General features: G+C 67.7%; 19 protein-coding genes. 3 read left to right on the top strand and 16 right to left on the bottom strand.

The window, feature by feature from the left end; all coding sequences use genetic code 11:
* Positions 1–223: 223 nt before the first annotated feature.
* Positions 224–3,229, bottom strand: a complete 3,006-nt coding sequence (locus ABD210_RS06555; protein ID WP_344109868.1) for a S8 family serine peptidase — start codon at positions 3,227–3,229, stop codon at positions 224–226.
* 197 nt (positions 3,230–3,426) lie between these two features.
* Between ABD210_RS06555 and ABD210_RS06550 the strand changes: the two genes are divergently transcribed.
* Both ABD210_RS06550 and rpsT read left to right on the top strand, forming a co-directional pair.
* Positions 3,427–3,882 carry an SRPBCC family protein gene (locus ABD210_RS06550; RefSeq protein ID WP_344109867.1) on the top strand — a complete coding sequence of 152 codons (456 nt, stop codon included), beginning with the start codon at positions 3,427–3,429 and terminating at the stop codon, positions 3,880–3,882.
* Between the two features lie 299 nt (positions 3,883–4,181).
* Positions 4,182–4,442, top strand: coding sequence for a 30S ribosomal protein S20 (gene rpsT, locus ABD210_RS06545; RefSeq protein WP_112245713.1), 261 nt, complete (start codon positions 4,182–4,184; stop codon positions 4,440–4,442).
* 68 nt (positions 4,443–4,510) lie between these two features.
* Here the strand turns inward: rpsT and holA are convergent, their stop codons facing one another.
* The 5 genes from holA to ABD210_RS06520 all read right to left on the bottom strand — a co-directional run bounded on the left by holA (position 4,511) and on the right by ABD210_RS06520 (position 9,820).
* Complete coding sequence (holA, locus tag ABD210_RS06540; RefSeq protein WP_344109865.1) at positions 4,511–5,494, bottom strand: DNA polymerase III subunit delta; 984 nt, start codon at positions 5,492–5,494, stop codon at positions 4,511–4,513.
* A gap of 115 nt (positions 5,495–5,609) precedes the next feature.
* Positions 5,610–6,140, bottom strand: a complete 531-nt coding sequence (locus ABD210_RS06535; RefSeq protein ID WP_344109864.1) for a ComEC/Rec2 family competence protein — start codon at positions 6,138–6,140, stop codon at positions 5,610–5,612.
* A gap of 65 nt (positions 6,141–6,205) precedes the next feature.
* On the bottom strand, positions 6,206–8,086 hold the full coding sequence (locus tag ABD210_RS06530; protein ID WP_344109863.1) for a ComEC/Rec2 family competence protein: 1,881 nt from the start codon (positions 8,084–8,086) through the stop codon (positions 6,206–6,208).
* Complete coding sequence (locus ABD210_RS06525) at positions 8,073–8,873, bottom strand: ComEA family DNA-binding protein (RefSeq protein WP_344109862.1); 801 nt, start codon at positions 8,871–8,873, stop codon at positions 8,073–8,075. The genes ABD210_RS06530 and ABD210_RS06525 overlap by 14 nt, the downstream gene beginning before the upstream one ends.
* 104 nt (positions 8,874–8,977) lie before the next feature.
* A complete protein-coding gene (locus ABD210_RS06520; RefSeq protein ID WP_344109861.1) occupies positions 8,978–9,820 on the bottom strand; it encodes a DegV family protein in 843 nt (280 codons plus the stop codon).
* Between the two features lie 52 nt (positions 9,821–9,872).
* Here ABD210_RS06520 and ABD210_RS06515 point away from each other — a divergent pair, with 52 nt between their 5' ends.
* The gene (locus tag ABD210_RS06515) at positions 9,873–10,388 is read left to right on the top strand and encodes a pyridoxamine 5'-phosphate oxidase family protein (protein ID WP_344109860.1); all 516 of its coding nucleotides are present in this window, start codon (positions 9,873–9,875) and stop codon (positions 10,386–10,388) included.
* A 551-nt stretch (positions 10,389–10,939) separates the two neighbouring features.
* Here the strand turns inward: ABD210_RS06515 and ABD210_RS06510 are convergent.
* The 10 genes from ABD210_RS06510 to ABD210_RS06465 form a co-directional block, all read right to left on the bottom strand.
* A complete protein-coding gene (locus ABD210_RS06510) occupies positions 10,940–13,501 on the bottom strand; it encodes an ATP-binding protein (RefSeq protein WP_344109859.1) in 2,562 nt (853 codons plus the stop codon).
* Between the two features lie 186 nt (positions 13,502–13,687).
* Entirely contained in the window at positions 13,688–13,924 is a 237-nt protein-coding gene (locus tag ABD210_RS06505) for a hypothetical protein (RefSeq protein WP_344109858.1), read from the bottom strand.
* Positions 13,925–14,078: 154 nt separating this feature from the next.
* A complete protein-coding gene (locus ABD210_RS06500) occupies positions 14,079–14,498 on the bottom strand; it encodes a YjbQ family protein (protein ID WP_344109857.1) in 420 nt (139 codons plus the stop codon).
* Between the two features lie 11 nt (positions 14,499–14,509).
* A complete protein-coding gene (leuS, locus tag ABD210_RS06495) occupies positions 14,510–16,999 on the bottom strand; it encodes a leucine--tRNA ligase (RefSeq protein WP_344109856.1) in 2,490 nt (829 codons plus the stop codon).
* A gap of 200 nt (positions 17,000–17,199) precedes the next feature.
* Positions 17,200–18,417 (bottom strand): hypothetical protein, encoded by a 1,218-nt coding sequence (locus tag ABD210_RS06490; protein ID WP_344109855.1) that lies wholly within the window; start codon positions 18,415–18,417, stop codon positions 17,200–17,202.
* A 2-nt stretch (positions 18,418–18,419) separates the two neighbouring features.
* Complete coding sequence (locus ABD210_RS06485) at positions 18,420–19,175, bottom strand: SDR family NAD(P)-dependent oxidoreductase (protein WP_344109854.1); 756 nt, start codon at positions 19,173–19,175, stop codon at positions 18,420–18,422.
* Positions 19,176–19,195: 20 nt separating this feature from the next.
* The gene (locus ABD210_RS06480; protein WP_344109852.1) at positions 19,196–20,008 is read right to left on the bottom strand and encodes a creatininase family protein; all 813 of its coding nucleotides are present in this window, start codon (positions 20,006–20,008) and stop codon (positions 19,196–19,198) included.
* Positions 20,005–20,793: an amidohydrolase family protein gene (locus tag ABD210_RS06475; RefSeq protein WP_344109851.1), complete on the bottom strand. Its 789-nt coding sequence runs from the start codon at positions 20,791–20,793 to the stop codon at positions 20,005–20,007. The genes ABD210_RS06480 and ABD210_RS06475 overlap by 4 nt, the downstream gene beginning before the upstream one ends.
* Positions 20,786–21,640: an amidohydrolase family protein gene (locus ABD210_RS06470; protein ID WP_344109850.1), complete on the bottom strand. Its 855-nt coding sequence runs from the start codon at positions 21,638–21,640 to the stop codon at positions 20,786–20,788. Before ABD210_RS06470 ends, ABD210_RS06475 begins: the two co-directional genes overlap by 8 nt.
* On the bottom strand, positions 21,618–22,724 hold the full coding sequence (locus ABD210_RS06465; RefSeq protein ID WP_344109848.1) for a mandelate racemase/muconate lactonizing enzyme family protein: 1,107 nt from the start codon (positions 22,722–22,724) through the stop codon (positions 21,618–21,620). The genes ABD210_RS06470 and ABD210_RS06465 overlap by 23 nt, the downstream gene beginning before the upstream one ends.
* Positions 22,725–22,728 lie beyond the last annotated feature (4 nt).

Genomic DNA, 22,728 nt, shown 5'->3' with positions numbered 1-22,728 from the left:
ACGCGAGGCGGGCGGTGCCGACGGCCCTCGGACCCCCGCGAAGAGCGGACACAAGCCCAGCCGGTCTACCGGTGCGACGTGACGTCGGGTTTCTGCGAGCTGGTTCTCACCAGCCCGGCCGGATCCCTGTTCAAACTGCACCAGCCGTGAGCCGCCGAGGCCTGGGCTTCGACGACTCAGCGGCTGGTGATCAGCTGGCGTCTGTCGACTGACTGGCTGGTGGTCAGCTGTCGATGCGGACCAGGGTCGAGCCGGAGCCGTCGGCGCCGTCGGAGAAGGCGAGGCGGCCGAGGTAGCGGGTGTTCGCGGTGAGACCTGTCCAGGTCGCGGTGACAGAGACTTGTCCCGCGGCCTGGACTGCTTGCGAGGCCGGAGTCGCCGTCAGGTTGCCTGCCGGGTTCGCGACTTCCCAGTGGTTGAGCTTGACCGCTTGCTGACCGGGCCCGGCGGACAGGTCGACGTAGACGTCGTAGGAACCACCTGCCGGGGCCGGGAGGTTGACCTCTTCGTCGGACGAGCCACCCGCGCTGGCGGCGAGCACAGCCGTAGTACCGGCTTTGTAGATGAAGAGATCAAGGTCTGTCCCGGCCGGGTAGTCGGAGCCGAAGGTCGAGAAGCGGGCATGCTTCGTACCGGCCGGCACAGCGACGGTGAACTTGGCGACGTGGTCATTGACCGCCGGGTTGGTGGTCGGGAAGGCCGTGCCGGTCGGGTTCTTGAGCGTCGCGTTCTCGATGGCGGCCGGGACCAGACCGGTGACAGCAGTCGACAACGTGCCGGTGTAGCCAGCGGTGATCGGGACCTCGACAGAGCCGCTCGTGGCGGTGCCGTTGACCTCCGCGGGCGCCTTGACGGTCTGCGGCCGGATCGCCAGCGTGCTGCTGACGGTATGCCGGCTCGACCGCCAGTTGAGCTTGCCGAACGCGTACTGGTCCAGCGGCGCACCATCGTGCTCGAAGGTCACCCTGTACGTCGCTGTGCCGCCGGGCAGAACCACAAGCAACTTCGGCGTGACCGTCACCTTGACGCCAGCGAGCCCCTCCACCTTCGGTGTGTAGATCTCGGGCAGCAGGCCCACGTTCCGCACGGTCCGCTTGACTGTTTGCTTGCCGGCCAGATCCCCGATCGCGATCGTCGGGTAGTTCAGGTCGCTCGGGTCGAGCTTGCCCTTGGCGCACAGCTCGTGCGTGTCCGGCACCTGTCCCGACCCACAGACGAACCGCGCCCAGTCGTCGTACGACGAGTCGTAGACCAGGCCCGGGTCCATCGCCCTCTTCGGCTGGACCATGCCCGCGCCGTAGCCGAACGGGTTGCCCGGTGAGCCCGAGTCGTTCTTGATCGGGTCGCCGTTGGTGTCGAGGGAGTTGGCGGTGGTCAGCAGAGCCGATTTGATGGCCATCGGCGACCAGTTCGGGTATTTCCCCTTGAGCACGGCGGCCGCACCGGCGATGTGCGGGGTCGACATCGACGTGCCGCTCATGAACGCGTACTGGCCGCCGGCCGCGCTGAACGCGCTGGTCGCGGCGAGGATGTTCGTGCCCGGCGCCATGATGTCGGGCTTGAGCAGGTCACCGTTGCCGGCCAGGGCAGGACCGCGGCTCGAGGAACTGGCGACCTTCGGGGCGTTCACCCGGACCGTCTGAGCCGGCTCGATCTTGGCCGTCGGGTTGGTGGTGCCGCTGACATACGCCTTGATCTCGGGCGCGGCGACGTGATCGAGGTGGACCGTGGGGACCGAGTGCAGGTCGGAGTCCAGCGTGTTCGCCGTCGGGTTCACCAGGATCAGGCCGATGCCCCCGGCGTTCTTCACCTGCAGGCTCTTGTCGACCCGCGCGCTGACACCGCGGTCGCAGACGACGATCTTGCCGGTCACCTTGGTGGAGTCGAGCGTGTTCGGCAGGCAGAGGATGAGATTGGTCGGGTTCGCTCCGGCGAGACCCGCATCCTTGGCCAGGATCACCGGGGCGTCGGCTGTGCCCGCGCCGATCCCCGCGCCGGTGTAGGACTTTCCGTTGCCGAGGACGACCGTGGTCTGGACCTCGCGATCATGGGTGCCGTTGGCAACGGTCGTGACCCAGGGGTAGTTCTTGCCGACCGTGCTGACGCCGGGGCCGGTGTTGCCCGCGCTGGTCGCGACGAACACGCCGGCGCGGGCCGCCCGGAGGAAGGCCAGTGCGGTCGAGTTCACGAAACTGGAGCCGGAGCCGGAGATCGAATAGTTGATGACGTCGACACCGTCCGCGACCGCCGCGTCGATGCCCGCCACGATGTCCGCGTCCGTGCCGGTGCCACCTCCGGCTGCGTCAACCGCCCAGAGCACCTTGTAGATCGCCAGCCGGGCGTGCGGCGCGATACCCGAGCCCTTGCCGTAGTCCCTGCCTAGTACGGACATGTCGACGCCGTTGTTGCCGGCCGCAGTACTGGCTGTGTGGGTGCCGTGGCCGCCGTAGTCCCGCGGCGAGCGGAACTCCTCGGCAATGGGGCGGTTGCCGATGCCGGCGTCGAAGTACCGGGCGCCGATCACCTTGTTGTTGCAGGCGACCGGGGCCTCCTCCCCGACCTGGCAGGTGCCCTTCCACTTCTTCGCGACCAGAGCGTCCGACTGCTTGGTGGTCTTCATCGGCGCGAAGCTGGGCCGCTCCGGCACGAAGCCGGTGTCGATCATGCCGATGATGACGCCGTCCCCGGCCTTGTCGATGCCGCCCGCCTGCTGCCAGGCCCCGCCCTTGCCCGAGAGGCCGAGGTATCGCGGGGTGTCGACGGTGTCCTGGTGCTGGAACCCGCTCGCCTCGACGCTCTTCACACCTGAGGTCTTGGCCAGCTTCACCGCCTCGTCGTGCGCCATCCGTGCCGAGAACCCGGCGTAGGTGTAGCTGTAGTCGTACAGCTTGGTGGCGTCCGGGACCTGGTCGAGCACCGCGGCCCGCTCCCCCGCGAGGTGCTGGACGTAGGAGACGACCTGCCCCGCCTCACGGACCAACTTGCCGCCCGGGAGCACTCGCGTCGCCGGCAGGCCTGCGATGTCGCCGTCGTACTCCGCGACCGGGGAATCGTCGAGCTGGACGATGTACGCACCGGTGGGCGACTCGGGCACGTCCGGTCCCAGCTGTGCGGTTCCCGCCGTGGCCTGGTCGGCCAGGCTGAATCCTGCTGCGGTTGCCGCTGCAGTGAGGACTGCGAGGGTCGTGACGACGGCCGTACGGCGACGCGGGCGGGCGGGCGATGACACGAAGTTCCTCCAGGCTGGGATGAAGCTTTTGTGGATCCTCGGCGGGGCCGGCAGGGCGTCGGTGGAGCTTCTGGCGGCCGGCGCCCCCGCGGTATCGGCCTGACGCGGGCCCGAGTATGCCGTCGTCGGTGCTCGATGTCACGCTCGGTTCAGCACGTGTCACGGCGAATCACCGTCAGCGCCAGGAGGAACAGACCATGCCGGACTTCACCGAGTCGATCACCGTCGACGCGCCGCCGGACCGCCTCTACGCCCTGGTGAGCGACCTGCCCCGGATGGGTGAATGGAGCCCCGAGTGCACCCGCGTGACCTGGACCGCCGGTACGACGAGCGCTGTGGCCGGCGCCCGCTTCATCGGCCACAACCGGGCCGGTGCGATCCGCTGGTTCACCCAGGGCGAGGTACTGGAGGCCTCACCAGGCCGCCGGTTCTCCTTCCGCATCCACTTCGGCCCTGTCCCGATCGCCCTCTGGACCTACGAGTTCACCCCCACCGCCACCGGCTGCGAACTCAGCGAATCCTGGACCGACCACCGCCCTGCCATCCTCCGCCCCGCCTTCCGCTGGCTCTTCGGTAACCGCCGACACCGCAACCAGTCCGGCATCCACAAGACCCTCCAAGCCCTCAAGTCCACCGCCGAATCCACCACCTGACCCATCCAGCCATCGGCCCGCGCTGCGTCGGGTCAGCTGCCCCCGCCGCCGACTAGCGCCGTACTGAACCCGCTCCGGGGCAGGTCCGCCGCCGTGCTCCTACGCTCGGCGGCGGCTGCTCCCCGGCAGGGATGTAGCCTCGGGGTGGGTGAGTTCGACGATGTCGGCAGCGTCGGTCGGTTTGGTGCTGACCAGGGCTTCTTGCTAGTCTGTCTCTTCGCGCGTGTGCGTTGGTACTCACCCGTGCACGCACCACCTTTCCTGTATTGACCGCAAACTCCTGATCGAGGCTCTGCTCCGTGGCGAACATCAAGTCCCAGATCAAGCGCAACCGCCAGAACGAGGCTGCGCGGCTTCGCAACAAGTCTGTGAAGTCGACCCTCAAGACGGCAGTTCGCCGCTTCCGTGAGGCCGCCGACGCCGGCGACGCCGCGAAGGCGCAGGAGAACGCCCGCGTGGCCGCCCGCCTGCTCGACAAGGCCGCCAGCAAGGGCGTCATCCACGCCAACCAGGCTGCCAACCGGAAGTCGTCCATCTTCAAGAAGGCCGCTTCTCTCTGATCGCGCCTTGACGATCGGCCCATCCGCCCCGCGGACCGGGCCGATCGTTTTTGCGTACCCGGAATCCCTCAGCGGCGGCCGTGGGATTGGCTGACGGTGATGACCATTCGCTCGAGGGCGTAGCCGGCGTCGCCGGAGGCGCCTTTGACGTCGGCGTCGGCTTGAGCGACCGCCTTGATGGCCTTGGCAAGACCGCCGGGCGTCCAACCGCGTGCTTGCTGCCTGAGGGTCTTCAACTTCCACGGCGGTACGCCGACCTCGCGCGCCAGGTCAGCTTCTCGGAGCCCGCTCGGCGCACTCGTGTATTTCGCCAGTCCGCGCAGTCCCCCGGCCATCGCGCTGGTGACGAGGACCGCGGCGACCCCGCAGTCCAATGCCCACCGCAACTGCTCAAGCGCCGGCTCGGTCCGCCCGGCGATCGCCGCATCGGCCACCGCGAAACTCGTCACCTCGGCGCGGCCGCCGAAGTACTGCCCGATCAGGTCCGGGCTGATCGGCTGGCCGCCGGAGTCCGACACCAACTGCGAGCAGGCTCCCGCGAGTGCTCGCAGATCATGCCCGACCGCGTCGACCAGCGCGGCCGCTCCGCGCTCGTCGATGCTGCCACCGAGCAACCGGATCTCGCCGACGACGAACTGTGGCAGCTCCCACGTCTTCGGCGCGGTCGCCACCACCTCGTTGACCGAGGCCTTCCGCAACTTGTCGAGAACCGCCTTGCCCTTTTGCCCGCCGGAGTGCACGAACACGACCAGGACGTCGTCCGCGGGCGAACCCGCATAGTCGATCAGATTCGGCGCCATCTCGGCGGGCAGGTTCTCGAGCATCCGGAGCACAAGCACCCGCTCGCTCGCGAACAGCGAAGGCCCGGTCAACTCGGCGAACACCCCGACGTCGAGGTCCGCCGCGCTGAGGTCCGTCACCTCGACCTCGGCGCTGACCTTCGACACGGCCGCGATCGCGGACCGGACAGCACGGTCGGCAAGGAACGTCTCGGCGCCGGTGACGAGCAGGACGTCACCCAGCTTGGGCGCGGAATTCTTTCGAGCTGCCATAACGCCCGCCAGCATGCCATGCCGCACCGACAAACCCGGACCCAACTCTCCCGGCACCAACTCACGCAGCTCTCTTCGCCTCCAGCAGGCCCGACAGCACGGAAGAACAAGATGGTCAGGGCGAACGGCCTTGGGTGGTCAGGGCCAAGTGGGCGTTGGAGCGGACGACCGCGATGGAGCCTTGGGTGTCGGTTCTGGCGATGGTCATTCCGGCGTGGGAGAGCAGATCGAGGGTGCGGGGCGCGGGGTGGCCGTAGTCGTTGTCGATACCGACGGAGACCAGTGCGAGCCTGGCTCCGGTTGCCTGGATGAAGGTCTGGTCCTGTTGGCCGGAGCCGTGGTGCGGCACCTTCAGCACATCGGCTTTGAGGTCCACTCCGCTGGCGACGACGGCTCGCTGAGACTCCGGTTCCAGGTCGCCGGTCATCAGCATCCGGAGGCCGGAGACCTCGACCATCATCGCGATACTCGCGTTGTTCTCCGGTGATCCCTCATCGGTCGGTGTTGCCGACGATTGACCCGATTGGGGCAGGGCAGGCACCCGCGCCGGCCACAAGGCAGTCCAGGAGACCGGCCCGACGACCCGCTGCTCGTGGAAGCCGACGGTGCGGATCGGCACCTGATGCAGACCGGCCAGCTCGATCACCCGTCGATATTCTGCTGGTGGAGAGTAGTACGGCGTCACCTCGATCTCGTCGACCTTCCTCCCCTTCAGAACACCGGCGAGGCCCCCGCATGATCCGCGTGGAAGTGGGTCAGGAGTAGTACCGGCACAGACGTCACGTCGAGCTCGCGTAGGCACCGATCCATTGCTGCGGGATCTGGGCCTGTGTCGACCACCACGGCCGCTGCACCACCGACACGTAGTACGAGGCCGTCGCCTTGACCCACATCGCAGGCGACCAAGAGCCAGTCGCCTGGAGGCCACCCGAACGAGCCGACGGGTCGCAGTACGACGACAGCGACCAATATGACGGCGAGGACCATGGCGATCGGCCGAGCCAGCAGCCGATGCAGACCGACGACCAACGCGAGGCAGATCAAGGTCAGCACGCCGACGCCGATCACCGTGGCGGGCCACGCGCTGGCCGCGCCGGGGAGATCCGCACCTCTCTGCGCGACGAAGATGATCCATCGGGCGGGCCAACCTGCCACCCAACCTGCGAGGCGCGCGAGGTCCTCACTGAGCAAGGCGATACCGGCAGCTCCGAAGCCCACGATCGTCGCCGGGCCGACCGCAGGACCTGCCAGCAGGTTGGCTGCCACCGCGACGAGCGAGACCTGACCCGACAGCCACGCCACCACCGGAGTACAGGCGAGCTGGGCCGCGAGCGGGCACGAGATCGCCTCAGCCAGGCGAAGCGGCATCCATCCCGCAAGTGCATCTCGCCAGCCCGGGCCCAGCAGCACGATCCCTGCAGTTGCAAGCACCGACAGGGCGAAGCCAGCCGATCTCGCCAAGGACATGTCGAGTAGCAGCAGCGCGATCACCGCGACCGACAACGTCCGCACCGCGCGCCGCCGACCGCCGCCACTGGTCATCGCGGCGAGTGCGACCAACCCCATCACCGCTGCCCGGAGCACACTCGGTTGGGGGCGAGCGAGCACCACGAAGACCACGACCATTGCCAAGCCGACGACCGTCAGGCCACGAGCCCGTACGCCGAGCAGTCTGGCCAGTGGCAGGACGAAGGCGAGCAGCAAGGTCAGGTTGGTCCCGGAGACGGCCGACAGGTGAGTCAGGCCAGTGATCTTGAAGTCATCGGCCAACTCGGCAGGTAGGGCGGACTCGTCACCCATCACCAGTGCCGGCACCAGGCCCCGCACAGCTTCTGGTTCATTGGCGACGGCCTCCCTCAGCCCGAGTCGGACTCGTTCCGCTGCACGCAACCACCACGCTGGTTCGCCGAGGACCCGGGGAGTGGCCCGCGCGGAGAGAATCGCCGCCAGGTCGGATCCCGGCTCGACCGGCCCCAGCCTGCCGCTGGCTTGCACGTGCTGGCCGAACCGAACCCGTTGCCACTGAGCCGAGCCGATCACCAGCACCGGCGACCGCACTCGGGTCGTCTTGCCGCGTCCGGTCACTTCTTCGACCGTTGCCCGAACCACCACGTATGGCGGCCGACGGTTCCCAGGGCTGGTCCGGAGGGCCGGATCCCCCTCGACCTTCAGTCTCACTGTCACCGCAGCCTGAGACGACGCCAGTTCCGGCACCGGCCCAGATCGCAGTCCTTGCACCTCCATCGCCGCCCCAAACGCCATCCCCGCCACCACCGCCGCCACGCCCACGCCGGTGACCAGAGCTGCCGACGCAACAGACCTCGTTGTCGGTGCTCCCGCGGCCGCGTTGGCGGGGTGGCTTGCGGTGGAAGGTTTGGTGGTCTGGGCGTGGGCGCGGCGGAGGGTGAGCAGGAGCGCGGCGGCGATCAGCAGGGCGGTCAGGGCGGTGATGACGCCGGTTAAGGGCCGTTGGGTGAGTAGGAGGATCGCGGTCAGCCAGCCAGCGGCCGCGGGGGCTAGTAGGCGAATATCGAGGGGTTCTTCGGACGGCGACTCCTCCGTCGGAGCTTCGCGGAGATCAGATGCGGACATGGGGTTTCAGGGATTCGAACTTCTTCTCGCCGACGCCCGAGACTTCCTGAAGTTCGTCGACTGAGGAGAAGCGGCCGTGTTCGGTTCGCCAGTCGACGATGCGTTGGGCGAGGACTGGACCGACGCCTGGCAGGGCCTCCAACTGGGCCACCGTGGCCGTGTTGAGGTCTACCTGGGCTGTGCCGGACGGAGCGCCTGGGCTGACGGCCGGCGTACCGGCTGGAACACCGCCGGGGACGCCGACCAGGATCTGTTCGCCATCGGCTACCTGGCGGGCGAGGTTCAGGTTGGTCAGGTCGACACCGGGGAGAGCTCCGCCGGCCAGGGCAAGCACGTCGGCGACGCGGGATCCGGCTTTGGCACGGACCAGCCCGGGACGGCGGACTTTTCCGGATACGTCGACGACGACGACCTGCGTCGATGGGGTGGATGCCGGTACGCCGGACGGCGACGGTTGTCCGACGGGTGATCCGGAGACGATGCCCGTGGCGGGTCGGGCATCTGGAACCACCTCGGGTCGGTTGTGGAAGACCGACCAGCCGGCCCACGCAAGGCCGAGCACGAGCACGACTGTGACCACCGCGACGTGCCGCGGCGCCAGCGACCATCTGCTCCCTCGCAACCGCTCCGGCAGCACAGGATCTGGAATCCATCCACCTCGCACCTCCTCATCCCTCCCCAGCTCCTCGTCGCGCCCCACCGTCTCCGGGCCGGCGGCGCGCAGCCGCGCAAGAGCACGCAGGCGTTCGCCCGGGTCGGGCTCTGGGGTGCGGCGTTTGACCTTCACGCCAGAGAAGGTACGAGCCGCAACCCGGCAAGCCGGAGAAACCTTCAGGCCTGTGGAAAGAGGGGGCGGAAGGCGGAGCTGACGCCGAGGGTCGCCGGCGGTGGTTAGCGGGGCGCTACTACTACGGCGAGCATGCCGGGGCCGACGTGCGCGCCGATGACGGCGCCTACCTCGCGGAGGACTATTTCGTCGGCCTGGGGAAGACGCTCGGCCAGGCCGTCGGCGAGAGTGTGCGCCTTGTCGAGGTTGGCGAGGTGGTGGACCGCGATCTGGACGGGGCCGTCGCCGGCGCGCTGGACGGCGATGTCCGCGAGTCGTGCGATCGCCCGGCTCGACGTACGGACCTTTTCCAGCGGGACGATCCGGCCGCCGCTGATGGTGAGCAGCGGCTTGACCGCCAGCGCAGTACCGAGCAGTGCCTGGGCTGCACCGATGCGACCGCCACGGCGAAGGTACTCCAGGGTGTCCACGTAGAAGTACGACGAGATGGCGGCCATCCGGGAGCGTGCGGCAGCTTCCACGCCCGCCTGGTCCGCGCCGGAGGCGGCTGCTTCTGCCGCTGCGAGGACCGGGAAACCCAGCCCCATGCCGAGCGAGCGCGAGTCGACGACGCGAACCGGGATGGGCGACTCCTTCGCGCCGATCATCGCTGCTTCGAACGTGCCGGACATGTCCCCCGACAGGTGGATCGACACGATCGACTCGGCCCCGGCGGCGGCACACTCGGCGTAGGTGTCGGCGAATGACTGGGGAGCGGGCCTGCTGGTCGAGACCGGGGTGAAGGTCTTGAGCGCCTCCGCGACCGCGTCGGCACTGGTCGCGCCGTCGTCGTACGACGTGCCGCCGATCACCACCTGCAGCGGTACGACTGTCAGCGGGTGCCTAAGCACCTCGAGCGCCGACAGACCCGCGGTGGAGTCCGTGACGACGTGCACTCGGGCTGACATGCAGCGAGGTTACCGGACAGTTTCGTCTGCGCCTGGTGCCAGACTGCGGAGAATGAAGGAGACCAGCGATGAAGTCACCGAACTGCAGCGGCTGCTGGACGCCGCCTACGACCGCTCGACAGAGCATCTGCGCAACATCATCACCGGCGCGCGGAAGCTGGACGCACAGGACCTGACGAAGGTTCTCACCGGCATGCGCACCCTCAATCTGGCTACCGTGACCGCCGGCGGTGAGCCCCGGATCAGCGCTGTCGACGGCCACTTCCTGCACGGGCGCTGGGTGTTCACAACCTCCGGTACTGCGGCCAAGGCGCGCCACCTGCGCGCCAGACCGGCCGCGAGCATCTCGTACGTCGACGGCGAGCGCATCGGCGTGTTCAGCCACGGGCAGGTCGAGTTCCTCGACGAGAACCACCCGGATTTCGCGGAGATCGAGGAGCACCTCACCAGCCACTACGGCAGTTCCCCGTCGAGCTGGGGCGAGGAGATCGTCTACTGCCGACTCCGGCCCAGCTGGATGGTCGGCTACGCCTTCGACAAGACCGCAGTACTGGCAGGCAAGGGATAGGACGCGGCGAGGTGGCGGCCAACCCCTCCGGTGGCCTCCACCTCGCCGGTAGCCGACTCCCCCTCGGCGTCAGCTCACTGAGCTACTTGCTCCCCCGGGAGGCCCCAGTGGCCGACCCACCGGCAGTGAGCGAACCTGCACGGCTGTCCCGTATCGACCGGGCCGGCACTCGTCCCCTGTGTCGTGTGCCAAACCGCAACTGGGGCCCCACCCCGGGTCCGATGCCCTGACGGAACACGGCACCCGGTTCAGGTAGGACAGATCCGCACGTCGCAGCACTCCGGAGATCTCGACAGCCGTTCGGCGCCCCCACCGTCCAGCCGTCGGATGTCCTCCGCGTCGCCTGCTCCGGGTTCGAAGTGATTCCGGCAGTCCGGTGCATCGGGCATGCTGCACGACCACCGCCCCCATTCCCTGCCCGTGATGCCCGAACCCGGCATCGGATCTCTGTCTCGTGGAACCTGTCCTACGGCTGTAATTCTGGTTCCGGCCGCTAGGTCAGGACGAGGCAGAAAACCCGGCAGTTGCCCGGCAGCTTCGGAAGATCGGCGTCAGGAAAGGGCAGCCAGTACGTCGTCCGCGAGCCGGCGGACTGACTCCGCCGGATCGGGCTCGGGCCAGCCGGCGGCCGGCTGGGCGCCGTCGCAGGAATCCTGCAGGACCGCCCACGCCGTGGGGAGCATAGGGGGATCCATCGTCTGCTGCCAGGCGAGGAGCTGCCCGCAGAGCCGGTCAGCTTCCTCACCCTGACCCAGAGCGTGCAGCACCGCCACAGCCTCGGGCAGCACGTCCAGCAGGTACACGACGCGCCCCTCGAGCAGCAGGCGGTTCACGGCATCGCGGACGGACAGCCGGGCCTGCTCCAGGTCGCCGGCTTGCCGGGCCAAGCGGCTCCGGTAGAGCATCACCAGGTAGTCGAAGTAGCCCCGATGACCGCGGATGTCGGCGTCGGCCTCATCCAGCAGCGCCCGGGCCCGGTCGTACTTGCCGGCCTGGAACTCGACCATCGCCAGGCAGCCGGCCACCTTGGTTCGCTCCGGGTCGTCGGAGGCCTGGCTGTCTCGGGCCAACTCCGCCCAACGGCGGGCCTCCTCGAGGTCGCCGAGCTCCAACTCCACCCGGCTGAGCGCCATGTAGGCGATCTCGTCGGGGTAGACGCCCGGATTGGCCAGCGCGGCCTCCCAGGCGAGCAGCAACTCCTTCGCCTCGGGCAGGCGTCCCCAGCGGGCCAGGGCGAGGCCGCAGATCGCCTGCACTGTCGCAGAGCGCTGAACATCGCCGTGCCTGCGCGCATCGGCCACCAGCGTCGGAATCTCCGCCAGGCTCAACGTGTCCAAGAGCAGCGAGCCGGACGAGACCCAGCCACCCCGAGCCATCAGGCCCATCTCCGACTCGGGTGGCACCAGGTTGCGGGCGTCGCCGTAGTACCTGCGGGCGGCCCGGACGTCACCGGTGAGGCTGGAGAGCCGCCCGGCGATGGCTAGCAGCCTGCCGCTGGTCTCCTTGTCCTCTACGTTCTCCGCGGACTCACTCGCCCAGCGGATCCCGCTCTGCGCGACGCTCGCCTGGTACTGCCAGGCGATGCGGAACCCGAGCACGATCTGCGCCGCCGTGTCCCACCTGCCGAGCTCTGCCGCTCGCTCCAGGGCCACCTCGAAGGTCGCCGAGTTCGCGTTGGCCGCGCGGTACCGGCGGTCCCGGTCCGGGCTGGACCACGCCCCGTCCAGCCCCTCCACGTACTTCGAGCACCAGGCGACGGTCCGATCGCGGAACTCGGTCAGGTCGTCCCCCTGCGAGGACAGCCCGGCGTACGCGTGCTCGCGGATCGTCTCCAGCATCTTGTACCGCGCGCCGTACAGCTGCTCGAACTCCAGCACCGGCTGCAACAGCGACTTGTCCACCAGCTCGGCCAGCAACATCGGCACATCAGCGGCGTCGATCGGCACACCCGTGCACACACCGACCACGGCATCCAGCGTGAACGGCGACCCAAGCATCGACGCCCGGTACAGCAGCTGCCGAGCCGGATCGGAAAGTGCGTCGACACTCCAGGCAATGGTGTCCGCGAGCGTGCGCTGGTGCGGCGCCCCGAACCGGCGTGGCCCCGACAGCAACCGGAACCGGTCATCTAGAGCGGCCAAGATCGTCTCCACCGTCAGCGACCCTGCCCGGGCGGCGGCCAGTTCCAACGCGAGTGGCAACCCGTCCAGCCGCTGGCAGAGCCGAGCCACCGTGGTCGCGTTCTCCGGCGTCAGCTTGAAGTCCGGGCGGACCCGCGCGGCTCGCCTGCAGAACATCTCGACCGCCGGGCTGGCCGCGATCACCTCAAGGTCTCTGTCGTTCTCCGGTACGCCGAGCACTTGCACACGGCGTACGACTTCGTCCGGCAGGCCGAGGGGGATCCGGGACGTGACGAGTACGCCGACGCCCGGGAAGCTGCGCACCATCCTGTTGGCCACGGTGGCTACGCCGTCGAGGACGTGCTCGGCGTTGTCCTCCACTATCACCAAGTCGCCGGGCTTCCGGCCGGAGAGCAGGTCGTCGAGGTCCGACGTACCGGGAGCAGTCCCGAAGGCGTCGAGGATCGCAGACGATACTGCGGCGTCGCGCTGGACCGTGGTCAGGTCCACGACCACGACAGTCGTCTCTGCTCCTGAGAAGCGGTCAGCCGCGGCCAGGGCGAGCTCCGTCTTCCCGACGCCGCCGGGCCCGACCAGGGTCACGAGCCTGTTCTGCCGCAGCAATTGCTCCAGCTCCAGCAGTTCCGGCTCACGCCCGACCAGTCCGTCAGGGATGGGCCTCGTCCCGCGCCAGCGCAAGCCGGTCGGCGCGGGGTCGGCCATGGCGATCACCGGCCGGACTGCCGCATGTCCGGCGGCCGCGAGGAACCTGCCGGCATCGCCGTCGCGCAGGCCGAGACCTTCGGAGAGAAGCCGGACGGAATCCTTCCGCGGGCGGGCGACGCGGCCGGCCTCGAGCTCACGGATGGTGCGAACGCTCAGCCCGGCCCGCTCGGCCAGTTCCTCCTGGGAAAGCCCCGCCTGGACCCTCAGGTCGAGCAGGAGATCGGCAAACCCGCGCCGTCCCTGAGCCCGGCCATCCGCGTCCGACAAAGCCCGTCACCCCTTCAGAGCCTCACACGTCCCCGCACAACATAGCGTGACAGAGCCATGGATGCCGTACGCACCCCGTGACCGAAGCACGAGCCGGCCCAGTCGCCGACCAGGGATGAACGGTTGAATTTCGTAGCACCTTGGAGGCTCGGAGCTGAATTGCCGTGCGCGAGAGAATGCCCGATCTCAGGCGCTGAAGCGCACCTGCTGCGGCTCATTGCCGGGCTCGAAATCGCGGGGCTGCAGGACCGCGGGGTCATAAAGGACGAGCACGCCGGCCCAGTCCTCGATCCGGGCGCGCGTGTCGGCGCGGCCGGAATCCGCGTTCAACAGGCTGCCGTCGCAGATACTCCGGGTCGCACGGACCAGGAGGTCGGTGCCGAGACCGAGCCAATGCTCACGGAGGATATCGAGGGCTGCCATGCGAAGATTCAAGCGGAGTGGTGTTTCGCATACGTAACACGATCGCCAACATCGCGATAAGTCACCAAAATGCGGAAATCATTGTTACCGGGTAGTCCTTTTACCGCTTGACCAGTCAACTCGACGTGCACTGAATGCGGTATACCGGAAATCCTCAGCTGGGCAGCCAGGAAAGCCGGACGTGCCGCTGCGGGTTGTCCACGTTCGTGTCGACCAGGCAGATCGACTGCCAGGTGCCGAGCATCAGCCGCCCCCCGATCACCGGCAGACTCGCGTACGGCGGGATCAGCGCGGGCAGGACGTGATCGCGCCCGTGACCCGGAGAACCGTGCCGGTGCTGCCAGTGGAAGTCTCGCGGCAACAGCTCCTCGAGCACGGCGAGCAGGTCCGTATCGCTGCCCGCTCCCGTCTCCAGGATCGCGATCCCTGCCGTCGCGTGCGGCACGAACAGGTGCAGCAGTCCGTCGCCCTGGGCCTGATGGGCCTCAGCGGCGACGAACTGCTCACACTTGCTCGTCAGATCGAAAACAACCTCGCGGCTACCGGTCCCCACGTCGATCAGCTCGGAACGCATAGGGCAGCGTCTCAGGCCGGGACGATGTTGACCAGTTTCGGCGCGCGGACGATGACCTTGCGGATGCCACGACCGTCCAAGGCAGTCCGGACCGCCTCGGACGCCAGGGCCAACTGCTCCAGGTCGGCCTCGGTGATGTCCGGGGACACCTCCAGGCGCTCCTTCACCTTGCCGGCGATCTGGACCACGCAGGTGACCGAGTCCTGAACCAGCAGAGCCGGGTCGACCTTCGGCCAGCCGGCCTTGGCGACCGTCGGCTCGTGGCCCAGGTTCTCCCACATGTCCTCGGCCGTGTACGGCGCGACCAGGCTCAGCAGGATCGCCACGGTCTCGACCGCCTCGCGAACCGCCGGGTCGGCAGCGCCCGGCCCGGAGTCGATCGCCTTGCGAGTGGCGTTCACCAGCTCCATCACCCGGGCAACCATCACGTTGAACCGGTACGAGTCCAGCAGCTCGGACGCGTCGGCCACCGTGCGGTGGGTGATCTTGCGCAGCGCCAGGTCACCGGTCGACGGGTCGCTGCCGACCGGGGCCTCCACGTTCCCGCTCAGCCGCCAGGCGCGCTGCAGGAACCTCAGCGAGCCGCCCGGGGACAGGTCGGCCCAGTCGATGTCGTCGTCCGGCGGACCGGCGAAGACCATCGTCAGCCGGATCGCGTCCACGCCGAAGGCGTCCAGCTGCTCACCCAGGTTGACCCCGTTGCCCAGCGACTTGCTCATCGCCTTGCCCTCGTTGATCACCTGGCCCTGGTTCAGCAGCCGGGTGAAGGGCTCGACGGCGTCCAGCATGCCCAGGTCGTGCAGCACCTTGGTGAAGAACCGCGCGTACAGCAGATGCAGAACCGCGTGCTCCTTGCCACCGACGTACTGGTACGCCGGCATCCAGCGGCGGGCGGCCTCGGGATCGAACGGGCCCTCGGTGTACTCCGGCGAGGTGTAGCGCAGGAAGTACCACGACGAGTCGACGAAGGTGTCCATCGTGTCGGTGTCACGCTCGGCGGGACCGCCACACTTCGGACAGGTCACCTCGACCCACTCGCGGGCGGAGGCCAGGGGCGAGACACCCCGGGGAGCGAGAGCGGCGCCCCGCAGGTCGGGCAGCTCAACCGGCAACTGGTCGTCGGGCACCGGCACTTCGCCATCGACCGGGCAGTGGATGATCGGGATCGGGGCACCCCAGTACCGCTGGCGGCTCAGCAGCCAGTCGCGCAGCCGATAGTTGATCGTCCGCTCGCCCAGGTGCTTGTCCTGCAGCCAGTCGATGATCTTCGCCTTGGCCTCGTCGATCGGCAGACCGTTCAGGCTGATCTCGTCGTTCGCGCTGTTGATGGCCGGTCCGTCGCCGGTGTAGGCCTTGCCCTCGAAGCCCTCCTCCGGCTGCACCGTGCGCACGATCGGCAGGCCGAACTTCTCCGCGAACTCCCAGTCCCGGGAATCCTGGCCCGGCACGGCCATGATCGCGCCGGTGCCGTAGTCGGCCAGCACGTAGTCGGCCGCCCAGATCGGGATCCGCTCGCCGTTGACCGGGTTGATCGCGTACGAGCCCAGGAAGACGCCGGTCTTGTCCCGCTCGGTGCTCAGCCGCTCGATCTCGGTCGAGGCGTTCACCGCGGTCAGGTATTCGTCGAAGGCGGCCCGCTGCTCGGGCGTGACCAGTTCCTCGGCCAGCTTGGAGTCCGGCGCGACCACCATGAAGGTGGCGCCGAACAGCGTGTCCGGACGGGTGGTGAAGACCTTGATCGGCTCGTCGCGGCCTTCCACGACGAAGTCAGTGAAGGCGCCCTCGGACCGGCCGATCCAGTTGCGCTGCTGCAGCAGGATCTCTTCGGGCCACTCCAGCAGGCTCATGTCGTCCAGCAGCCGCTGCGCGTAGTCGGTGGTCTTGAAGTACCACTGGGTCAGCTCGCGCTTGGTGACCTCGAACCCGCACCGCTCGCAGCGGCCCTGCACGACCTGCTCGTTGGCCAGCACGGTCTGGTCGTTCGGGCACCAGTTCACGTACGACGCCTTGCGGTAGGCCAGGCCACGCTCGTAGAAGCGCAGGAACAGCCACTGCGTCCACCGGTAGTACTCCGGGTCGGACGTGTGCAGGCGACGCGACCAGTCGAAGCTCATGGCGTACCGCCGGATCGACTCCGCCTGGGTCTCGATGTTGGCGTAGGTGTACGTGGCGGGGTGCTCGTTGCGCTTGATCGCGGCGTTCTCGGCCGGCAGCCCGAACGAATCCCAGCCGATCGGGTTCATCACGTCGTAGCCCTGCTGGAACCAGTACCGCGCCAGCACGTCGTGCAGCGCGAAGACCTCGCCGTGTCCCATGTGCAGGTCGCCGGACGGGTAGGAGAACATCGTCAGCGCGTAGCGGCGCTCGGCCGACCCGTCGTCGCGGGCCTTGAACGGGTCGAGCTTCTCCCACACCGGCCGCCACTTGGCCTGCAGGGCATTGAAGTCATAGCCGCCCCGGTCGATCGGGGCGTCCGCCTCGTTCTCCACCTGCTCGCTCACCGTCGTACTCCTGCGTTCTCGGGATGTGGTGTGAACCCTGCCAGAAAAGACTCTGCACACATGAAAAAGCCCCTCGCGCAGGAGGGGACGCCGTACTGACCGGCGCAGAGGGCGCCTGGTTGCCAGTACGGCTAACCAAGGAGCAGGGTCACTCGCATATCACCAGATTAGCGCATCACGCCACTCCCGCGTGACCGGGTTCACGCCCCGGCGGCCAGGGCGAGCGGGATCCGCGCCAGGTCGACCCGCCGGGCCAGACCGTACTGGTAGAAGGCGACGTCGCTGACACCTTTTTCGCGAATTCGGTTCAGCTTCTCCGGCAGTTCGTGATCCGACCGCACATCGGGCGGCATGGGCCTCAGAATCACCCGCAGATCGCCGGAGCCGACGACCTCGCGGTACGCGCTCAGTTCGAGGCTCACCCTGGCCGGGTCCGCCGTGTAGATGGCGACGGCGATCGGCACGGTACGAGCCACGGAAGCCACGTCGATCCCCAACTCCGGCGCCGCGTCGACGCCTAACGGGCCGGAGGAGTTGCCATCGCTCCATCCGGCGCGACCGGCGGAGAGATCGATGAAAACGAACTGCTTCCGATGGGCGGCGGCGATGTCGGCACACTCGGCCACCAGCGTTGACACAGCGCGAGTCCGCAGGTCCAGATACGCCTCGAGCAACCCCTCGTCCGACAGCACGCCGCCGAGGAGACCTGCCAGCCCACTGATCTCAGCGTCGATCTCGTTTCGGCACCGCTCGGCAACCCGACGTGCATCCAGCCCGTGCGCTGCCGCCGCTGCTTCGCACGATGCGCAGAAACACAGGCTCAGAAGGTGTGCCGAGCGAGGCGTAGCCGCCAGTTCCGTCCGCTCATGGTGGTCACCGTGCTCGAACGGGTACCAATGAAGGCCCTCCGCCAGGATCGAACGAATCGGATACCGGGCGACGTTCTCGGTCACAGCGCGCGCATACCGCCTGGTTCTCGGCGAGGAAGGGCACCGTAGACGCGGATAGCGGTCACCAAACGCGTTGACAACGCACCCTTCGAGATCGGACAGCTGAGAAGCATCCTCATGCAGGTAGACCACCCACGCGTCTACGGGCATCCCCCGCTTCCCCGCTGACACACAGAGCTCCGCAAGCAGGTCTCGCCCATGCGCCACCGGAATGATCGCTGGTGGGGGGACCTCAGCCGAGAAGAGCGCGGGTTCGACCCGGAAGCACGCGCCGCCGGCCGACTGGTGAACCCTGTACTGCGGGTTGTGTGGCAGGAGGTCTCTGGAGGCGTGGTAAAGCACCGCCAAGGCCACGGCGCCCACGCCGAGTGCATCCCTGCTCCTGGCCACCACCTCGTCGACGCCCTCGCCAACCAGGTCGACCGGCATGAGGAAGATGGTCGTGTTCAGCGGCGTCGGCGGCTCCACGGCTAGACCGAAGCAGTGAGGCCGCCGTCGACGACCAGTCCGTGCCCGGTGATGAAGCCCGCATCGGGACCGGTCAGGAAGAGCACAGTGCCCGCGATCTCGTCCGGGGTGGCGAATCTGCCGAGCGGATTCTTGGACGCGAAGCGGGCGCGGTCCTCCTCGCCCCACCCGCCTTCTTCCCACGACTCTGTCCACGTCGACCCCGGACAGACGGCGTTGACCCGGACTCCCCGCGGTGCCCATTCGACCGCCAGCGTCCGGGTGATCGACAGGAGAGCGGCCTTCGACGCGTTGTAGTGGGCCATCTCCGGGATGCCGAGCCACGCGTTCACCGAGGAGATGTTCACGATCACGAGCCCGCCGGCGGACAACTCGGACCGCTCCACCAGCATTCGTGACAGCTCGAAGGCGCTCGAGACGTTCACGTCGAGGACGTCGTTGAGCACGTCGCGGGCGAGCTCTGAACTCGGGATTCGCGGCGAGAGTGCGGCGTTGTTGACCAGGTAGTCGATGCGCCACCCCGCGGCGGCCACCTGATCAAGGACCTCCCCCGCATGTCGGATGTCGCCGACGACTGGAAGGACCATCGCGCTGTCGATCGATTCATCGGCCAGCAGATCGTCCATGCCGTCCGGATTGATGTCACAGACGACAACCCGGACACCTTCCGACAGGAACCTCTTGACGATCGCACGTCCGATGCCCCGGGCGCCGCCTGTCACCAGGGCGGTCTTGTCGAGGTAGTAGTCGCTGCTCAACAACTGAGTTCACTCCGCTTTCATTGATTTGTCCGGATGTTGCGACCGGAACGGACGACCAAGGGTGGAAGCTCCCGCTTGGAGAAGTTCTCCAAGAACGCGGCTGTCGCCGCCACGATGGTGGACAGCGCTTCGGCGCCGGCGGCCGCGGAGGCTGCCCGAGCACCATTGCTGTAGCCGTCGATCTCTGCGATCCAACCGTGGGTCTCGATGGACGGCACTGCCAGCGGATGATCCGACGGCGTGCTGTCCGCGGCGTCGGATCCCCGTAGTGCGGTCAGGTCGACGAGCTCGGGCACCAGGTGCTGCATGAGGGATGTCTCGAACGCGCCTGCGTGGCCCGGAAGCCCGCCGAGACCGTGGGTCGTGCAGATCTCGACAAGTCGCGGCCAAGCCATGGTCCAGTAGGCCGCGGCAGCGACCATGACCGGGTGTTCGACGGCCGTGTCGCGAGACGCCTGGCGCGCGACGTCCTCGTTTCCGCCATGGCCGTTCAGGATGACCATCCGGCGAAAACCGCCCTTCGCCGCTGAAGCGAGCATCTCGTTCAGGAATGCGAGGTAGACCCCACCGGTGACGGAGATCGTTCCGGCCCGGGGAAGATGATGGTCGGAGGCCCCGAAGTTCAGCGTCGGCGCGACCAGCACCGGGGTGTCGCCCGTTGTTACCTTCGCCGCGGCAGCCCGGGCGACATACTGTGCCATCACGGCGTCCGTGGCGACGGGGAGATGCGGGCCGTGCTGCTCGGTCGAGCCGACCGGAATGATCAGCGTGCTGGACTCGGCCATGGACGCCAGTTCGGTCGAGCGGTACTCCTCCAACAGAATCCTCATGCGGCGGCCTCACCGAACAGCCCCAGAGCGTTCTTGCCTGCGATCGCCTCTACCTGCGAGGGATCAAGCCTCGAGTACAAGAGCGTCCCCAACTGAAGCGCCCCGTCGCAGAACGGCAGGTCGCTCCCGAACAGGATCCGGCCCGGGCCCAGTGCGTGCACCAACTTCTCCACGGCACCGTCGAGGCTGAGCGGTCCACACAGATCGAGCCAGATGTTCTCGTGTCCGGCGGCCAGATCGATGACGCTGTCGATCCCGAAATCCTGACCGGCGTGACCGAGGATCAGCTGCACGTCCGGATAGCTCTCGGCGATCCGGGCGAACACGTCCAGGCCGTCGCCGGCGAAGAAGCTGTGCGACAGGACCGGAAGCCGACGCCGTGAGGCGAACTCCCACACGGCCGAGTACTGGCGGGAATCGAGCGCATGGTTCCCGTGCAGTTCGGGATGAAGCTTGATCCCCCGGAAGGCAGCGTGCTCGAAGCAGCGTTCAAGCTCGTCTGCCATCGAGTCGGCATAGTTCGGATTCACCGCACAATAGCCCAGGATCCGGCTCGGAAATCGCGTTGCCGCATCGATGACGATGTCGTTGCCGATGGTGTAGTCGGCGGAGATCGAGGCGTGTGCGGACATCACCGAGACGTCGACGCCCAGACTGTCCATCGCCGCCACCACACCCTCGATGCCGTTATCCGGAATATGGAAGTTCCGGAACGGACCGATATGCACATGAGCATCGATGACGAGAGGTGGGCGGTGCCGTCCGGGCACCGTTTCGCTAGGCATGTGTGGCTCCGAATCTGTCGGCGGCTCGCGGTCCCAGCAGGCTCGTCAAGTTTCCCGCTCCGATGAGGCGACGGTCGGTCTCGGCGATCTCCGCGGTGTCGAGCCCGAACCGTGCCGCACCCATGCTTCTCAGCGGGTAGCCGGAGCCGAAGATCAGGCGATCGGCTCCGAACCGGCTCACGACGTCCTCGATGCCGCGATGGACGTTGAGTCCGGCGGTCTGGATGGTCAGATTCGGAAAGCGCTCCAGCAACGGGTACAGCGTGCGGTTGTTCCGCCCCTGAACGTCCATCAGAAGGACCTTCAGCAAGGGATGTGTGTTGAGCACCTGGAAGAGAAGTTCCCACGGCGGTTCTGCCCGCCGGAAAAGGGAGAAGTCGATCGCCAGCGGAAACCCGGCGTCCGCGAGGGCTTCCAGTAGTTCGCCCACCACCCAGTCCGCCAGCAGGTACCGATGCGCGCTCGGGTCGGTGGACGGATGCATCCGTGCCATCACGACGCCGGCGGCGGCCATCTCTGGAATGAGCGCGGCAGGAGGAGGGAATTCGCCGGTGTGATGAGGCAACACGATCCACGCGCCTGCCAGCGCCGGCTGCCCTGCGATCTCGTCCAGGAGCAGGCCGTTACCCAGCCGCGGCGAGTATTCCCGCGCGAGTACGTGGTAGGCGACGGCCCCGTCGACGCCGACCCTGCTCATCTCCGCGAGCACGTCCCGCGAGCTCACCTCGAAGTTCCGTGCCCAGGGGACACCTGACGCGCGGCCGACGAATACATTGCTGTCGACGAGCCCCAGGCGTCCCGGATCGGTGTCCTGCTCCGGGCTCTCAGCGACGGATTGCAAATGCACTCAGCTTCTCCTCATCTATTGCGACCCCTAGACCGGGCGCGGTGGGCGGATAGATGTATCCGCCGTCGAATACCAGGTTGCTGACCACGACGTCGTCGGCGTGGTAAAGAACACCAGCCACATCGCTGGGGTGTTCGAGCTTGGGCATCGAGAATCCGAGGTGTGCTGCCGCCGCAGTGCCCACGCCGGTTTCGGGCATGCTCCCGATCGCGACTCCGATGTGGTTGAGTTCCGCGAGATCGGCGATCAGCTTGGCGGGCCGGATTCCTCCCGACTCCGCGACATAGATGTTGATGATGTCGGCGGCGCCGGCCAGGATGACCTCCCGGGCGTCGACCGGTCCCCACACGCTCTCGTCCACCATGATCGGCAAGACCGTGTGCTGACGCAGGAAGGCCAGCCCGGCGAGGTCGTCGGGCGCCAACGGCTGCTCTACCGACAGCACGCCGAACTCCTCCAACCGGCGGATGGTGCCCAGTGCTTCTTTGGCCGTTACACAAGCCATGTTCAGATCGACTCGAACGCCGAGGTCGGATCCGAACTCGGCGTTGAGCGCTTTCACGGTCGCGACGGTGCGGTCGTGATCTCGCCCGGCCTTGACCTTGACGACGCGGAAGCCTGACTCCCGGTATCGGTGGGCCTCAGCCACCGCCTCCTCGGGTGAGGCGATGGACAGCGACATCGTCAGCAGGATCCGATCAGCAGCAGCGCCGCCCAGCAGATTCATCACCGGCTGCCCCAGGTATTTGCCCTGGGCATCCAACACCGCCATGTCGACCGCCGCGGCCGCCGTGAGCGAATGCCGGCCGAACTTCAACGACGCGTGGACCGCCGCCATGATCCGGCTGTAGTCGAAGAGATCGAACCCGACGACGGCCGGCCCGACCACCTCATTGACGAGGTCGCACAACGACGCGCCGTCCCCGTGCCAGATCAGCGAGATCTCGCCGAGGCCTTCGAGACCGTCGTCCGTCTCCAACCGGACCAGACCGTACTCCGATTGGCTCATCGCGCCGAGCGCGGAGTTCATCGTCGAGCGCAACGGAACCCGGTAGGGGATCGCCCTCACCCTGGATATCTTCATGACC

Origin of the sequence: Kribbella alba, assembly GCF_039529635.1 — a bacterium.
Classification (GTDB): Bacteria; Actinomycetota; Actinomycetes; order Propionibacteriales; family Kribbellaceae; genus Kribbella; species Kribbella alba.
The sequence above is the reverse complement of the archived record's forward strand: the minus strand, read 5'-3'. Positions and strand labels throughout refer to the sequence as shown.

Bases quoted from the DNA above. Each gene is read 5' to 3' on its own strand.
- ABD210_RS06550 (WP_344109867.1), top strand. From the start codon at position 3,427: ATGCCGGACTTCACCGAGTCGATCACCGTCGACGCGCCGCCGGACCGC.
- holA (WP_344109865.1), bottom strand. From the start codon at position 5,494: ATGGCAGCTCGAAAGAATTCCGCGCCCAAGCTGGGTGACGTCCTGCTC.
- ABD210_RS06530 (WP_344109863.1), bottom strand. From the start codon at position 8,086: ATGTCCGCATCTGATCTCCGCGAAGCTCCGACGGAGGAGTCGCCGTCC.
- ABD210_RS06520 (WP_344109861.1), bottom strand. From the start codon at position 9,820: ATGTCAGCCCGAGTGCACGTCGTCACGGACTCCACCGCGGGTCTGTCG.
- ABD210_RS06515 (WP_344109860.1), top strand. From the start codon at position 9,873: ATGAAGGAGACCAGCGATGAAGTCACCGAACTGCAGCGGCTGCTGGAC.
- ABD210_RS06505 (WP_344109858.1), bottom strand. From the start codon at position 13,924: ATGGCAGCCCTCGATATCCTCCGTGAGCATTGGCTCGGTCTCGGCACC.
- ABD210_RS06500 (WP_344109857.1), bottom strand. From the start codon at position 14,498: ATGCGTTCCGAGCTGATCGACGTGGGGACCGGTAGCCGCGAGGTTGTT.
- ABD210_RS06480 (WP_344109852.1), bottom strand. From the start codon at position 20,008: ATGAGGATTCTGTTGGAGGAGTACCGCTCGACCGAACTGGCGTCCATG.
- ABD210_RS06475 (WP_344109851.1), bottom strand. From the start codon at position 20,793: ATGCCTAGCGAAACGGTGCCCGGACGGCACCGCCCACCTCTCGTCATC.
- ABD210_RS06465 (WP_344109848.1), bottom strand. From the start codon at position 22,724: ATGAAGATATCCAGGGTGAGGGCGATCCCCTACCGGGTTCCGTTGCGC.